Here is a 15308-nt window from a genome sequence, read left to right as displayed (position 1 = left end):
AAAAAGGATTGCCTGATATCAGGCGATCCTTTTTGGTTTGTATTAGTTCATTCCCCGGGCAATAGCTAGTGTGTGCTTATCATGAGACTTTTATTTGTAATGACCGCCAATTTTGATAGACCGTTCCATGGCCTGTCCGGCATCTGTTAACGACGATGCGCGCATGATGATGGACTGACCGTACCGATCCTTTAAAGTGTCCGTCACCTTTTCCAAAGCACGGGATCGCTCCTGATCCTCAAAAAAATCCAGCTGATACAGTTGATCATCCACCAATCCGCTTAAAGTAACCCCTGCGCGCTTCACGGGCATATGATTCCAAAAAGTATAAAAGATTTTTTTAACGGTTTCATATACCTTTTGGGTATGGTTTGTAGGATCGGGTATCTTCATTTGTCGGGAGAATCCGGTTGGTGCCTCGTAGGGACTGCATATACAATGAACAGTCACAACCGAGCCCATATATCCTTTGCGGCGGGCGTCCCGACACACCTCCTCTGTTAGTTCAAGCAGGATGGTTTCCACTTCCGCAGGCTGGAGATAGTCGCGGGGAAGAGTCATCATATGACCGATGGATTTGGGAGGTGTATTAAATGTTTCCGGCTTGACCGGGCTGTGATCGATCCCGTTAGCAGTTCGCCATATCACCTCTGCCTGAATATCGGACTGCTTGCCGAAATGAGACCGGAATCTGTCCTGTAGCCGGGGTAAGGGAGTACGTGCAATATCTCCAATGGTGTGTAGTCCAAGCTTCTCCAAATGCCGTTCCATGCGCGAACCGATGCCGAACATAAGACGTACTGGCTGAGGCCACAGCAACGCTGCAATATCGGATGTAGGCAACAAGAAAATGCCACTGTCATTTTTTTTAGCCCATATATCTGTTGCGGTTTTAGCCAGCATTTTGTTGGAGCTGATGCCAATTCGAATCCATACTCCTGTTTGTGCCAGTACCTTTTGCTGAATTTCACTTGCAATACTCACCGGATCCCCGAACAGGGAGAGGCTTCCGCTCATATCCAGAAACTGTTCATCAATGCTGAAAACCTCAACCAAATCCGTATATTCATTATAGATTTCTGTTATTTTTAATGAGACATCGATATAATGCTGCATACGTGGGCGTACAATGATAAGGTCAGGACATTTTTTCACCGCTTCTCCCAGGCGTTCTGCTGTAGATATACCGTATTTTTTGGCCAGCGGACACGCAGCTAAAATAATGCCTGAACGAAGTGCAGGGTCACCGGCCACAACGAGTGGCTTATGTTGGTATTTGGGATCATCTGCTTTTTCGATGCTGGTATAAAAACTTTGGCAGTCCGATAAGAATATGGTTCTATTTCTGCTTTCCTTCAAAAATCCGACCTCCTCTCCTGATATGTGTGGGTCATCCTTCCAAAATATTCTTGAATGTATACTCTTATAGTAGTATTATATACAGAACAAGTGTTCCTAATACAAATGTATTTTTTGGAACGTTACAGTTTACGTAAAACCTAACATGGCGTATCATAATATCTTGAGCAAAAACAAGTGGAAATGAATGAATATTGAGGGGAGAAAACCATTTTTATGAACCCAAAACGTCGACCATCATCTCAAAAACGCAGTAGGTGGCGTATTTTTGGCAGAGTTTTGCTGATTAATATCAAGTGGTTCTCGTTTGCGGGTGTACTTGGAGTGCTGTTTGCTGGAGGTCTTATATCCGGTTATGTGGCGGCACTGGTTCATGATGAACCTGTACGATCACGTCAGTTGATATATGAAAAGGTAAATGAGAACGCTCTGACCAGCTTTGTATTTTTTAATGATCAGGTAACTCCGGTTGGAAGAATGCGCATGGAGGAGGATCGACAGCTCGTTGATCTGAAGGATGTTCCTCAGTCTATTGTGGACGCCCTCATTTCAACGGAAGACAGCCAATTTTATGAGCATCGTGGTGTGGATTTAAAGGGAACAGCTCGTGCCGTTAAGCAGAAGCTTTTGAATGAAAACCGCCAAACAGGCGGCAGCACACTGACGCAGCAGGTAGCCCGAAGGGTTTTTCTCAGTCTGGATAAGACGGACAGTCGCAAGGTGAAGGAAATGCTGCTGGCACTGCGTATGGAGCGGTTTATGGGCAAGGATAAAATATTAACGGCTTACTTAAACAAAATGCCTTTTGGTAATGGTTCCGCTGGTTACAATTTATATGGAATCAAGTCTGCTTCGTTAGGGATTTTCAATGTAAGTGATCTACATAAGCTTCATATTGCTCAGGCGGCTTATTTGGCAGGTCTCCCGCAACTGCCATCTGTTTATTCCGCTTTTGATGGTAAAGGGAACTTCGATGAAGAAGGCTTCAATAAAGCGATGGAGCGCCAACGTGTCGTGTTGGGAAGAATGCTGGCAACAGGTAAACTTACGCTATCCGAATATAACGAGGCGCTTCAATTTGATGTGAAAGCCACTCTTGCGCCACATCGCGAAAAAAGTTATAACACATTCCCTTATTTGATGCTGGAGACAGAGCGGGAAGCAGCCCAATTGTTAGCGCTCCAGCAAAATCCCGATATCACGGCAGCCGAGATTTCCAAGCCTGAGCATGCCGAGCTTCTTCAAAATACGCGAGAAGAGTTGCAACGGTCCGGCTATCGAATTTATACAACGATAAATAAGAAAATTTATAACAATATGCGGCAGATTGCAGCCAATCCACAAAATTTTTCTCCATACAGTAAGAAGAAGGGATTAGAGCAGATTGCAGCAATCATGATTGATCATAAAACAGGGGCTATACTCGGTATGATCGAGGGCAGGGATTTTAATACCGAGCAAATGAACTATGCAACTCAAATGACACGTCAGCCCGGTTCTGCCATGAAGCCTATTGCTGCTTATTTACCTGCTTTGGAAAAGGGCTACACTCAGCCAGCCGGTCTTATTGATGATTCACAAATCATATTGAAAGACGGGCGTAAAGGTTATCATATTCCTAAAAATTATAACAGACGGTACGAGGGGCTTATGACAGCCCGTGAAGCACTCAATCGGTCAATCAACATCCCTGCGCTGAGGCTGTTCTTATATGAAGTTAAAATTCCAAATGCTTGGAATTTTGTGCGTTCTCTTGGAATTACGACGATTCAGCCGCAGGATGAACATGCTCAGACAGGGGTTTTGGGTGGACTAAGCAAAGGGGTATCCGTCGAGGAACTGACCGCAGCATATGGAACGATTCCCAATATGGGTGTATATAATTCACCTCATCTGATCAGCAAAATTACGGATGCCAACGGGAAGATCGTATATGAATTTAAACCGCAGACGAAGCGTGTATATTCGCAGCAAACCGCATTTTTGATGACGGATATGCTCAAAACGGTTATATCAGATCCGAGGGGAACCGGCAAACGCCTGCAAAATGCTTTTAAAAGCTACGGTGCCATTGATATCGCCGGTAAAACCGGTACGACACAAAACTTTGGTGATGTGTGGTTTATGGGGTACACACCTGACGTTACACTAGGCGTCTGGGCTGGTTACCGCCAACAGGTTAATACATTATCTCAAGAAGGCCATTCCAGAGCACAGTCAGTGTGGGCACTGATCATGAATGAGGCGGTCAAGGACCAGCCTGAGCTTTTTAAGAATAAGCACTTTATACGGCCGGAAGGTGTTGTAAGAGTTACGGTTTCTAGCCTTACAGGTAAGCTGCCAGGGCGTTATTCCCGTCAATCGGGTCAACTCGTGACTGACTGGTTTAATCAAAAGTATGTGCCTACCGAAGTTGGAAGAGAACAGCTTCCGCGTTCTGCTAGACCAGTGGTCCCATCTAAACCAGATATCAAGGAAAAAGAAGTCCCAGAGGTTGAGGTACCTGCAATAGATCAAGAGAAAATTCCACCAGAGGAAACGGATCCTACTGTTCCTGACGCAGACACAGAGATAGATATGCCTGATGAGAATAAAGATTTGCCATCTACAGCTACTCCGCAACCTTCTGTTGAGAACGAGCAGGTGACTCCTTCTGAATCACAAAGCCAGAGTGAGACTCCAAAAACCAAATCTGACGAAGTTGTTTATCCTGAAATAATATCTGATCAACCCAAAAACTAAACGGCAGGAACGGCCTAGTTTAAAATGCCGTTCCCGACAATGTCTACAGTGACCTGCGGATGAAAACGGATATTGGGGTATTCTTTATTCCAATCCACACTTTTCCATACTGCTGGATAATGAGCGATCAACTGTCTGCCTACGCCAAAGGCATCACATCCATTTTCCTGAAGTGTACGGATAATTTGTTCCGCATCCTGGGTCATGATTTCGGAAAGTTGACGGTTCAGACGCTGTACGTTAGCTTTATCTTGAAGATGGTTTCGTGCATATTCAACAATATCGACAGGCAATTTTAGGTTAAGCTCCACATCAATTTGTCCATCGCGCTGAACGTTCACTTTAAGGCTACGTTTGACATTCTGGATTTTAGCCTGATACGTAATAAAGTTTTGCACATCACCGACAGGTCCGGGATGTATCCTTTTTACAAAGCGAGCTGTATTTTTCCACTTTCCAGTCATTAAGACATATAAAACACCTTGCTCACTACTTAGGCTTCCTGTGAATTTTTGTCCGTGAAATAAGGCAATTCCACGTGCTGTAATATCTTCTCCTTCTTTGGAAAGATAGGGGAGTACAAAATCTTGACCCGGATCAAGCATTGGGGGGGAGCAGTGTCTCCAGTGTCATTTCCGGGAACATACACATTTCCTCAAGGCTTCTGATTTTTTTGGTTATAAATTCGCCAATCAAGAGGTTACCTATGCTTTTTTGATCTATTATTTCTCCAGCTAATCCATCTACAATAGCTACCTTGACATGGGAAGTCGGATGGTCAGGCTCACGATACAGCACATCCAGATAGGGATATAAATCTTTTCGGGCCAAGCTTGTACCGTACAAAATAACTCCGTATTTGAAAAAGCGGATATCCCCGGTTACTTTGGCTCGGATTTTGTCTGTACTTTGCCGAACGGAGTGGCCGGTGCCTGAATGAATTTCATTGGTGCTTTTACCTTGATTGCTTTGAGAATCGTCTACAACCTCTAGCGTTTGCAACAACATGCCTTCAGGAGTGAGATCATAAGCCGATGCATTTGCCAATCGGGCATCCTTCAAATTGTCCTGATCCCAGCAGCCTGTTATAAAAATGAGTAGAGTTAGCATTCCAAGCGCTCTGCTCTTTTTTTTCATGTTTCAGGTCCCTCCTTTTTTTTGAAGAGATAGGATAGGATCAGCAGCAGAAAAGGGAACACAATTAGGAAAAAATAAGCAGAATTATTGGCTATGGAACCAATAAGCTCGAAATCTTCTCTTCGTTGAGGCAAATAGGCAATACAACATGAGGCGAGCACAACAAAGGGAACCGCCTTTTTGTGACTTTTTTGCTTGAATAGATAGCTTATTCCGTAAGACGCCGCATAATAATATCCACTTATAGCGCCAAAGATCGAAATGAGCCAAATCGGCAGAAAAATAAAATCGACCCGATCCATCGTCCCCAGTGGAATGGATCTGAGCAAATAAATGACTGGCTCCGGCATTAATTCAAGCTGTTGGGGACTGAATACGGTTGTACAGGTAAATACGGTAAAACAATACAATAGTACCACGATCGCGTTAGCTGCCAGAATTGACTTGAGCTTGCTTGTACTTTTGCCCTCAACCATGGGAAAGACGACAAGAATGAACTCAAAACCAAACATCGCTAGGAGCGTTTCTTTTGAACCGACAATAATACGGGGCCATCCCGCCTCAGTCAGAGGTAGCAGATAAAGCGGGTTGGACTGCTTTATACCATAGCTAATTAACAGCATCATGGGAAAAATCAGAAATGAAATTAAAACAAGTACTCGGGCAATCGTTCTTAAATTTTCGCGAACCAGATATATGCTACTGAACAAAAACAGGGCAAGTATAGCCCAACGGGGAGTATATTGCAGCATCCAGCGATTAATGACGTCATAAGCGTTCACAAGAACCGAGGTACCCATGAGCAGATAGTAAGCAATGTAAGCCACAGTCAATCCTTTTCCAATCCAGGAACCAGTAATCTGGGTTAATATTTGATAAATCGAAGAGGAGGGAAAACGTCTTAGCAGGAGCCAGCACATCAAAATAATGAGTTGAATCAAAAGGCCACCAATAATGACAGATATCCAACCCCCTCCTTTAGCTGAAAGGTGCATCTGATAGGGAAGTGACAAAATATCTACGCCAATCTCAAACTTAATGATGAGAAAAAACAGTTGACCCGATGCAATGGTACTTTCTTTATTCACGTCTTTTCCAGCTCCTAGAGTCGTTCTGCTGCTTCAATTTTTGGGCTTGGGAATCATATGGTCGCTGATGAAATGTCCAAATCGGAAAGCGGATAAAAACATCTTTCATATCACCGAGCCGGAATGGTGCAAGAGGAGCAAAGTAGGGCGTACCAAAGGTCTCAAGCTTGCAAAGGTGGATAGTAAGAAAAAGTAAACCGAAAGCAATGCCAATGTATCCAAACAAGGCTGCAGCAATCATCATCGGAAAACAAAGGATACGAACCGCTGAGCTCATTTCATGAGAAGGCACTAAAAAAGAAGAAATGGCTGTTAACGAGACGACGATGATCATCGTATACGACACGAGACCAGCCCGAACGATAGCATCTCCGATGACGAGACCGCCAACGATTCCAATAGTTTGACCAACCCGACTGGGTAGACGAACCCCGGCTTCTCGTAGCACCTCAAAGATCAATTCAAGCAGCATAGCCTCCACAATCGCTGGGAATGGAACATTTTCCAGTGATTTTTTGATGGTATGCGCCAGCTCTAATGGCAAAATAGCTGGATGAAAAGCAATCGTCGCAATGTAAATGGCAGGTAGCGTAAAAGCGATCAAAAAGCTCATCATTCGAATCGTTCTTAGAAATGAACTAATAATCCAACGACCGTGATAATCATCTGGGCTTTGGTAAAATGCAAAAAAAGAGACGGGAGCTATTAGAGCAGTTGGGCTACCTTCAGCCAAAATCGCTATGCGTCCCTCCATTAGATTGGCGGTCACACGATCCGGTCGTTCCGTGCTGAGTTGTTGAGGGAAGAGGGAAAAAGGGTTGTCCTCAATAAACTCTTGAATAAAACCGGGGGGGAGCACCATATCGGAGGAGATCGCTTTAATTCTCGTTTTCACTGCTTCCACTAGCTCAGGATTAGCCAAGTCTTGAACATAGACAATAGCGATTTTAGTCCGGGTTTTAGATCCCACATAAAAGTAGCGTACAACCAGTGACGGTGTGACAATTTGTTTGCGAATCAGATTCAGATTGATGGATAACTGCTCAATGAATCCATTGTGCGGTCCGCGAATAATCCCTTCGTTTTCTGGTTCGTCCGTACTGCGAGCATACGTTTTTTCGGAAGAAAGGATAAAAAATTCCTCCGCTCCATTTATCATAAAAATGCAATATCCCTGAATAAGCGAATCAGCAGCATTTTGAAGGTCGGTGTCTTTTTGACTGCTTAAGGTAGTGAACATTTGATGAGAGACTGCATCGGTTTTCTCATATAAGGCACTCAGGATATGAGTTTGAATCATCTCCTGATCTACGAGCGAATCAATATAGAGCAGCATACCGTCTTTGCCGTCAACGGAAATCGCCTGCTTTTTTAAATCATCCGTATAAAAAAGGGCTTGCTCAATAAAGGAAACATTCCTACTTAATTCAACGGAAGCTGCGTCATGTCCAGCCAAGAGAGCACCTCCTTTTTGGATGAGATAGGCATAATGTGAGTCAAATGGATTGAGTTTATCCATGATATGGTGACTTATCCATTCTCGAATCACCTTCACTTCACGTAACGCAATAGTTTTATACTAGAATTTAATTTAGGTTGATAAATGGGAGGTGGGTTGGTTATTTTGCAGGGAATGAAAATTAATCGTGCAAGAACTAGAGACGAGATTACAAGGGGGCTTAATCTTGGGTGGGGTCAATTCCCAGATAATGTCCCAGTTTCCGTCGGACCTCGCTGCGGGCAAAGGATGAAAGCATGAAAAAACGCCTTTGATAGCCGCGGCATACATACAAAACCTCTACGCCTTCATGATTTCGGATTTCGCTGTATATTTTAACCCCTAGTGTTTTCATTCGCGCCTTTGTCTCTGCTAATTGAACAGCTACGCGCTGTTGTACTCCAGTCAGGCTACGAACATACAAATCGGGCATTTTTAGAGGAGAGGTATTTATAATACGAATGTCTCGTTCCAGCACATCCAGCACAAGAGTTAGAAGTACACAGATCTTGATCAGCCCTGCGTCTTCTTCAGAAGGCAAAGGAGCTTTATTCTTGTGGTTTAGTGTCTTTTGGTTTGGCATAAAAATCTCCTTTACTCCGAGTAAGAATACAATATATAATCAGTATATAGAACGTATGTTCTGTTTATACCTCCCTCATCATAGGAATTTTTCCATTACTAAAGCAATCATCAATTATTGGAAAAGTGGTAGGGAGCGATATCCTATGTGCCATTGTGTAAAGAATTCATGCGTTTATCGCCAATGACAGTCAAACAGAGTTTATGTTAAGCTATTGGATAAAAACTTACATAAAAGGAGAGATCGTTCTGGCTGCGGTCAGCCTTTACTATTTAACTTAAGAAAGTGGAGAAAGAAGGTATACATATTGTCACGTTCGTTATATGCAGCTTTATTATTGTTGAGCCTCATTTGGGGCGGTTCGTTTATGTTTATCAAGGTGTTGTTGCTACATCAAGTAGGGCCGTGGACGATTGTATTTCTCAGATCCAGCTTTGGATTTATTTTTATCGTCTTATTAATGCTACTTATGCGCAGGCCGTTTGAAATCAAAAGCATTCCGTGGAAATCGGTTGTTCTGGTAGCTTTGGTCAACATGGTTTTGCCATGGACACTGATCGGTTTTAGCGAGACCAGAATAGCTAGCAGCATGGCTTCTGTATTGAATGCCACCACGCCAATATGGACCATGTTGGTGGGGCTTGTTTTTTTCGGGGCTATTTTTCATCGAATGCAGTGGTTAGGAATGGGTCTCGCTTTTGTAGGAATCATTATTTTATTGGGTATTAATCCTGCATCTATTATTTCTGTTGATCCTGTGGGTTTTGGATGTATGCTGCTTGCGACTCTCTGCTACGGATTTGGAACACAGCTCTCCAAACGTTTTCTCTCCAATCTTTCCATGTATCAGGCTACTTTTTCGACACTGTTTGGTGCTGCGGTAGGGGGTGGCATTATGATGGCAATTGTGGAGAGACCTGATTTGTCGATTGTTTCTGACCCAGGTGTATTGGGTTCTCTTATAGGACTGGGAGTTTTGGGATCAGGAGTAGCATATATTTTGTTCAACTACATGATTTTGCGGGGGAGTGCGGAATTTGCTTCTTCGGTGACGTATTTTGTACCAGTAAGTGCCATTGTATGGGGCTTTTTGCTCCTGAATGAACATATCGGCTGGAACGTTCTGACCGGGCTGGTCCTTATACTTGGAGGCGTGTTTATGGCCAACCAGCGTAGAACCGCCAAATTAAGTGAATAATAATCTAAACAGAAATAAAATACGCTTTGGTTATTATATTAAATGTGCATTCGCCAAACCTTCGGTATAATGCGTTAATTCGCACATACAATAAAGCATGCTCACACATAAAATAAAATATGGTGCAGCAAAAAAGCAAGCTGTTTAGCAGGTGACAAGGTGTGGTATAATAAATTATAGAATTATATGCACCACAGAAATGTCGGAGTTTTATTCCACAAAAGAAAGGATCAGGATACCATGTGTCCCCGAAGGATACTTCCCCAAAGGACGATTTGGAAACGATTTGATCTGTCTTATACTTAGCTTTTCCGCGGAGTAACGTCAAGTTGCGAAAACCAACTCTGCGGAAGAGGGGATTGTACATGCGAAGGACCAAGTCCTCCAGGCACATCTTACCCGGTAGCTTCCGTAAGAGTGGGTTCATCCACATCAAACTTACGAGAAACCGAGGGAGCCTGTATGAGGAAAACTTACGAATCTATCGTGAACAATGGAGCATTGAGACAGATTGCTGTCATGTTGCTCGGAACATGCATTTTAGCTTTTACGTACTATCACATTAATGCTCAAAATCATTTGTCAGAAGGCGGCTTTGCAGGCTTAGCCCTGCTGGGACATTACGCATTTGGCATATCTCCAGCATGGAGTATGTTGTTGCTTGATATTCCCGTCATATTGCTGGCATGGGTACTGAAGGGCAGAAGATTTATGCTGCTTGCGTTAATCGGAGCCGTCGCTTTTTCACTGTTTTATGCAGGATTTGAGAAGTATTCGACTCTGGTTATAGATCTACATGGAAATCTGCTGATAGCTGCTCTACTTTGTGGGGTGCTTACAGGTTTGGGAGCCGGAATCGTACTGCGATTCGGTGGAGCAACCGGGGGCGATGATATCTTATCTCTGCTGATCAGTGAGTGGCGCGGGTGGAAAATCGGCAACGTGTTTATTGTCAGTGACATCATCGTACTGGGATTATCATTGTTGTATCTGCCTATGAAGGAAACAATGTTTACAATACTGGCTGTGTGGCTTGCCGGAAAAATAATTACATGGACGACCACGTTCCAACTGCACCGACCTGTGAAAAAGGTACTGCCAGCGGCTATTCCCGCTAAAAAGGTGGTTGCCAAAACAGTGCCGGTCGTCCACAGCCTTCGTCAATAAGGAAAGGGTGTTACGTCAGGAGAGAAATCTTCTTACGTAACACCCTTTCGCTGTATTCAGCTTCTATCAGGAAGGCTTTAAAGTTGAATGAATGCGTCCATTCCGGTCATGAATAATTGCAGAAATCTGTTGGCGTTCTACAAAACTTTGAGCTTCGTCAATCGCCTCATTTTTGTGTTTAAAGGTTGAAATAGGCTGGTTGTGTCCCTCTTCTTTGATTGCCCAGTGATCCTCGTGCGGCACCACATGAATGGGTTCCTTTGCATCGGAAGAAGCGGAATGATGGTTGTGCAGATTTTCGCTCGAATGCTGTTTTTCATGTTTTGTCGGTTTCTCATCTTGCTCGGCTGGATGATTATCGTTCCATTCCTCGGCTTGGGAAGTGGCAATCGCAATCGAGCGCCCTTCTTCATAGCCGTCACGGAGTAGGGCGTTAGCAATATCGACGGCTTTTTCTCGCACACGAGGCTCCAGGTTTTTCATGGATGGAGGGTAATCATGTTTGTTCCAAGGCATAGTTGCACACTCCTTATAACAGATGATGTATTATGTATTACCCGTTGTCGGCTTAAACAAACGGAAATCAAAGAAATGAATATATTGTAAAATGTATCTTGAGAAAAAGCGTATAATGGTGTGCAGAATACCAGAAAAAGGAGTGAAGCATTTGCTTGCCTGGGGTTTTGTTTTTTTGCTGACTATCATCATTCATACTACAGATAGCTTGTCCTATGCTCTTCGACTTGGTGGTTTGCGAGCGCGTCGGATTGGATTGGCGTTAACCGTTGCGGGGATGCTGCTGTTGGTTTCACGCACCTCTAACATGGTGCAGGGGCCTTTACTTGGAGGGATGGTCGATCAGGCTAAAGCTGCAACACAAGTGGGCGGAACGGATATTAGACTGGAACTATATATGCATGGGGTACTGCTGGCAGCAACCGTTGGAACCATGCTTGCTATATTACTGTATCCAACAGTGGTACGCATGTCAGCCAGATGGATTGTGCATTTGGAGCATACCGGATCTATTCCGGCTTTGGTGCGTCATTTAATGCTGCGAAGTCGCTGGAAACATGCAGGCTACTACATAAAGCGCCCCACCTGGTCAATGCTTACTTCACTGATTAGTGGAGCGATACCTAAGCGTCTAATTATTCTGAATATAGCTGTCACTGCGATTTATACAACAGGAGTAGTATCTGCTTTATATGCATCATTCCTGTGGCCTGCTCAAGGTACAGCAATGTCAATGTCGTCAGGTCTAATCAATGGCGTCGCAACGGTATTATTAACCTTGTTAATTGATCCAAGATTGGCGGTTCTGTCGGAGAAAACGCTACGAGGGGAGCTACCCTTAACTCGGATGAACAGCATGTACGGCTGGATGATCATCTCGCGCTTGGCAGGTACTTTATTAGCCCAGCTATTGCTAGTACCGCTAGCCATTTGGCTTGGATGGGTAATGAGTTAAATGGCTAGCTTACGTAATGATGTGCTGCCACATCCCAAAAAAGGCTGGCCCATGATCATCTATTAAAGATAGATCGCGGGTCAGCCCCAATGATTCTATGGCTATTTACTGTTCAAATAATGACTTATATGCTCCGTATCCTTCACGTTCCAAGTCTTCTTGAGGCACAAAGCGGAGCGCGGCGGAATTTATGCAATAACGCAAACCATCTGGACCAGGACCATCATCGAATACGTGCCCTAAATGGGAGTCAGCTTCACGACTTCGCACCTCGGTACGGATCATAAAATGGCTGAGATCAGTTTTTTCTTTGACATTGTAGCTGCGCAATGGACGGGTAAAGCTGGGCCAACCGCAACCTGCGTCAAATTTGTCCAATGAACTGAACAAAGGCTCTCCTGATACGATATCCACGTAAATGCCTTCACCCTCATGATCCCAAAACTCATTTTGAAAAGGGCGCTCGGTCGCGTTTTTTTGTGTTACTTCGTATTGAATAGGCGTCAGCCGATCTTTAAGATCGGATTTATCAATCTTGCCGGACCAATTTTGCTCGATAAAATCTTCACGTCCCGAACCTTTGCGGTAGCGCTTGTAATGAGCGGGGTTCTTCTTATGATAGTCCTGATGATATTCTTCTGCTTCATAAAAAGTGGCCGCAGGCAGGATCGGTGTAGCAATGGGCTTGTCGAAGCGGCCACTTTGAGCCAAAGCTTCTTTAGACGCTTCTGCCTTGATTCGTTGCTCTTCATTATGATAGAAAATAGCCGTTTGGTAGGATGAACCCCTATCGTGGAACTGTCCACCTTCATCCGTCGGATCAATCTGCTGCCAGAATAGCTCCAACAGTTTTTCATACGGGAAAACTTGTGGGTCAAATGTAATCTGTACGGCTTCCACATGTCCCGTTGTTTCAGAACACACCTCTTCATAGGTAGGATTTTCGGTATGTCCCCCTGTGTATCCAGATCTAACCTTCAAAATACCGGGTAATTCCTCAAAAGGGGAAACCATGCACCAGAAGCAGCCACCTGCAAAAGTTGCTTTTTCTACTGTGTGTGGATTGTTGGTGCTCATATTTGTCACTCCAATCTGAGAATGTTTAATTAGTTGTTATTTAAATAGCTTACAATTAAATTATATACGAGATTTTTGCAAAATCCAACGAAACGTCAGAAACCAAACAGCAGTGTAACTGGCTCTGTCCTCAAAAATCGCAACGAAAGAGACGGTGGCAAACTATCGCATTATATTCTATTGGCGCGTTGAAGCCTTTTTCGGTAGAGTATAAAGCCGCCGCCCACCAGTGCAGTATATAGCACCAAAATGAGCAAACCGGTGATTGGATGTTCTGCAAAGGTGCCGCCTGCATAAGCATACACCGCAATTGCGGGAAGCTTGCCAATAGCTGTACCTAGGATAAAGCTCCAGAACGGAAACCCTGCTACTCCAGCGTATACATTTACCGCTGCCTGGGGGATGACCGGAATCAGGCGAGCCAGCAGCACAGCAGCAAAAGGCTCCCTCTCCATGACCCGATTGAAGCGCTCCAATGCGGGAACCCGCTCCAAATAGGCACGTCCTTTGTCACGGAACAGGGTACGTACGGCACTATAAACGACCAGCGCAGCCAAGGTAGTGCCCAGCCAGCAGATCAGAGCACCTTGCCAGGGGCCTGCGGCATAAGCAATAGAAGCGATAATCAGCTTGTACGGCACAAACGGTATTAACGCGAATAAAAATGCGAGCAGTAGCAGAACTGGAAAGGAGGTTTGCTTGTCCGCCCAGGCGAGCCAATCATATCTGTAGATAAACGCGATGCAAAGCAGCGAAACATAAGCCGCGACGAGTAGCCATTTTTTCATTTACATACCTCTTTCAATATCCCTGTTCGGCTTATCGCTTATACAGAAAAAAATAGGGTTCACATTCCCAATAATGTGTGCTATACTGCCACTAATAGAATAGTTCCCAAAGGGGAGTAGCTCAACGAGTAAAGTCGTCATTACGGGATTTTTAATCCCCGGCTTTATTGGCAACGTAATGTTGTAAGCGAGACCTTTGCCAGGATTTTAGGAATCCGGGTAAATGGTCTTTTTTTGATGCCAAATTTGGGTCAAGCGCCGTTTCCGGATTCCGTGAAATGGCGCTTTTTTAGTATAAAGCGCTGAACTATGTACAGTATAACAAATAAATAAAAAAGGTGGGAGAAACGTATGGATTTTTTGTCAATTGAGTTTTTAACCGCATTAGTATCCATCATTATCATTGATCTGGTGCTAGCTGGTGACAATGCCATCGTAATCGGTTTGGCGGCTCGCAATGTTGATAAGGCCAATCAAAAGAAGGTCATTATTTGGGGGACGGTCGGAGCGGTCATCATTCGTGTGATTGCTACAGTGCTGGTCACGTATTTATTGCAAATTTATGGATTGCGTTTGATTGGGGGACTCGCACTTATCTATATTGCCTATAAGCTGCTGGTCGAAGAGAAAAAACATGAAATTTCAGCTACGAATCAAATGTGGGCAGCGATCCGCACGATTATTATCGCGGATACGATGATGGGCCTCGACAATGTACTTGCTGTTGCGGGAGCAGCTCATGGAAACATGCTGCTTGTTATACTGGGTCTGGCAATCTCCGTTCCAATCATGGTGTGGGGAAGTACGATTATCTTGAAGCTGACTGAACGTTACCCAGTAGTTATTACGATTGGTGCTGCTGTACTGGCTTACACTGCCGCCAAAATGGTGGTGGCGGAACCGCTGATTGCACACTGGTTTATGAACGGGGTCATTAAATACGGCTTTGAGGTTCTGGTTGTGGTTCTGGTTGTAGCCATTGGGATGCGTGTTAAAAAAATTAAAAGTGAAAAAACAAGAAAGCAAGCGCAGCACGCCTAAGCTAACTTACATTAAGTAAACTTAGCTGAAGCTGAACATTCATGCCGTAGAGGCTGTTCTGTTAGGTCCAACTGGACCCGGAGCAGTCTCTTTTCTTTGCTTGTCAGCAGACTTCCATGTAAACTAGACAACAGATGAATGAGTGATTAAAGGTGGGAG

At 44.2% G+C, this 15308-nt stretch carries 14 protein-coding genes; 5 read left to right on the top strand and 9 right to left on the bottom strand.

What is annotated here, in order from left to right:
• Nucleotides 1-90: 90 nt before the first annotated feature.
• Nucleotides 91-1359 carry a DNA polymerase IV gene (locus ACM1ND_RS16740; protein WP_068941516.1) on the bottom strand — a complete coding sequence of 423 codons (1269 nt, stop codon included), beginning with the start codon at nt 1357-1359 and terminating at the stop codon, nt 91-93.
• Between the two features lie 216 nt (nt 1360-1575).
• Between ACM1ND_RS16740 and ACM1ND_RS16735 the strand changes: the two genes are divergently transcribed.
• Complete coding sequence (locus tag ACM1ND_RS16735) at nt 1576-4101, top strand: transglycosylase domain-containing protein (protein WP_418026354.1); 2526 nt, start codon at nt 1576-1578, stop codon at nt 4099-4101.
• A gap of 14 nt (nt 4102-4115) precedes the next feature.
• Here ACM1ND_RS16735 and ACM1ND_RS16730 read toward each other — a convergent pair whose 3' ends face one another.
• From ACM1ND_RS16730 to ACM1ND_RS16710, 5 genes are all read right to left on the bottom strand, one after another.
• Complete coding sequence (locus ACM1ND_RS16730) at nt 4116-4706, bottom strand: Ger(x)C family spore germination C-terminal domain-containing protein (protein WP_256026456.1); 591 nt, start codon at nt 4704-4706, stop codon at nt 4116-4118.
• Entirely contained in the window at nt 4699-5238 is a 540-nt protein-coding gene (locus tag ACM1ND_RS16725; protein ID WP_245240357.1) for a Ger(x)C family spore germination protein, read from the bottom strand. Before ACM1ND_RS16725 ends, ACM1ND_RS16730 begins: the two co-directional genes overlap by 8 nt.
• On the bottom strand, nt 5235-6326 hold the full coding sequence (locus ACM1ND_RS16720; RefSeq protein WP_028540571.1) for a GerAB/ArcD/ProY family transporter: 1092 nt from the start codon (nt 6324-6326) through the stop codon (nt 5235-5237). Before ACM1ND_RS16720 ends, ACM1ND_RS16725 begins: the two co-directional genes overlap by 4 nt.
• Nucleotides 6319-7782, bottom strand: a complete 1464-nt coding sequence (locus tag ACM1ND_RS16715) for a spore germination protein (RefSeq protein WP_069080000.1) — start codon at nt 7780-7782, stop codon at nt 6319-6321. The genes ACM1ND_RS16720 and ACM1ND_RS16715 overlap by 8 nt, the downstream gene beginning before the upstream one ends.
• A 223-nt stretch (nt 7783-8005) precedes the next feature.
• Nucleotides 8006-8407 (bottom strand): hypothetical protein, encoded by a 402-nt coding sequence (locus ACM1ND_RS16710; protein WP_028540573.1) that lies wholly within the window; start codon nt 8405-8407, stop codon nt 8006-8008.
• Between the two features lie 307 nt (nt 8408-8714).
• Between ACM1ND_RS16710 and ACM1ND_RS16705 the strand changes: the two genes are divergently transcribed.
• The gene (locus tag ACM1ND_RS16705; protein WP_069079999.1) at nt 8715-9605 is read left to right on the top strand and encodes a DMT family transporter; all 891 of its coding nucleotides are present in this window, start codon (nt 8715-8717) and stop codon (nt 9603-9605) included.
• 462 nt (nt 9606-10067) lie between these two features.
• The gene (locus tag ACM1ND_RS16700; protein ID WP_013310869.1) at nt 10068-10772 is read left to right on the top strand and encodes a YitT family protein; all 705 of its coding nucleotides are present in this window, start codon (nt 10068-10070) and stop codon (nt 10770-10772) included.
• A 66-nt stretch (nt 10773-10838) separates the two neighbouring features.
• Here the strand turns inward: ACM1ND_RS16700 and ACM1ND_RS16695 are convergent, their stop codons facing one another.
• Nucleotides 10839-11288, bottom strand: a complete 450-nt coding sequence (locus tag ACM1ND_RS16695; protein ID WP_418026353.1) for a DUF2188 domain-containing protein — start codon at nt 11286-11288, stop codon at nt 10839-10841.
• A 151-nt stretch (nt 11289-11439) separates the two neighbouring features.
• On the opposite strand from ACM1ND_RS16695, the gene ACM1ND_RS16690 reads away from it, so the two are divergent.
• Nucleotides 11440-12243, top strand: a complete 804-nt coding sequence (locus ACM1ND_RS16690) for a lipid II flippase Amj family protein (RefSeq protein ID WP_076159483.1) — start codon at nt 11440-11442, stop codon at nt 12241-12243.
• Between the two features lie 105 nt (nt 12244-12348).
• Here ACM1ND_RS16690 and msrA read toward each other — a convergent pair whose 3' ends face one another.
• Nucleotides 12349-13320 (bottom strand): peptide-methionine (S)-S-oxide reductase MsrA, encoded by a 972-nt coding sequence (gene msrA / locus ACM1ND_RS16685; protein ID WP_028540577.1) that lies wholly within the window; start codon nt 13318-13320, stop codon nt 12349-12351.
• 170 nt (nt 13321-13490) lie between these two features.
• Nucleotides 13491-14108 carry a TVP38/TMEM64 family protein gene (locus ACM1ND_RS16680; protein WP_023989286.1) on the bottom strand — a complete coding sequence of 206 codons (618 nt, stop codon included), beginning with the start codon at nt 14106-14108 and terminating at the stop codon, nt 13491-13493.
• Nucleotides 14109-14459: 351 nt separating this feature from the next.
• Here ACM1ND_RS16680 and ACM1ND_RS16675 point away from each other — a divergent pair, with 351 nt between their 5' ends.
• A complete protein-coding gene (locus ACM1ND_RS16675; protein ID WP_023989285.1) occupies nt 14460-15149 on the top strand; it encodes a TerC family protein in 690 nt (229 codons plus the stop codon).
• Nucleotides 15150-15308: the final 159 nt, after the last annotated feature.

The sequence above is a fragment of the Paenibacillus sp. JJ1722 genome (genome assembly GCF_048282685.1).
GTDB classification, from domain to species: domain Bacteria; phylum Bacillota; class Bacilli; order Paenibacillales; family Paenibacillaceae; genus Paenibacillus; species Paenibacillus polymyxa_B.
The sequence above is the reverse complement of the archived record's forward strand: the minus strand, read 5'-3'. Positions and strand labels throughout refer to the sequence as shown.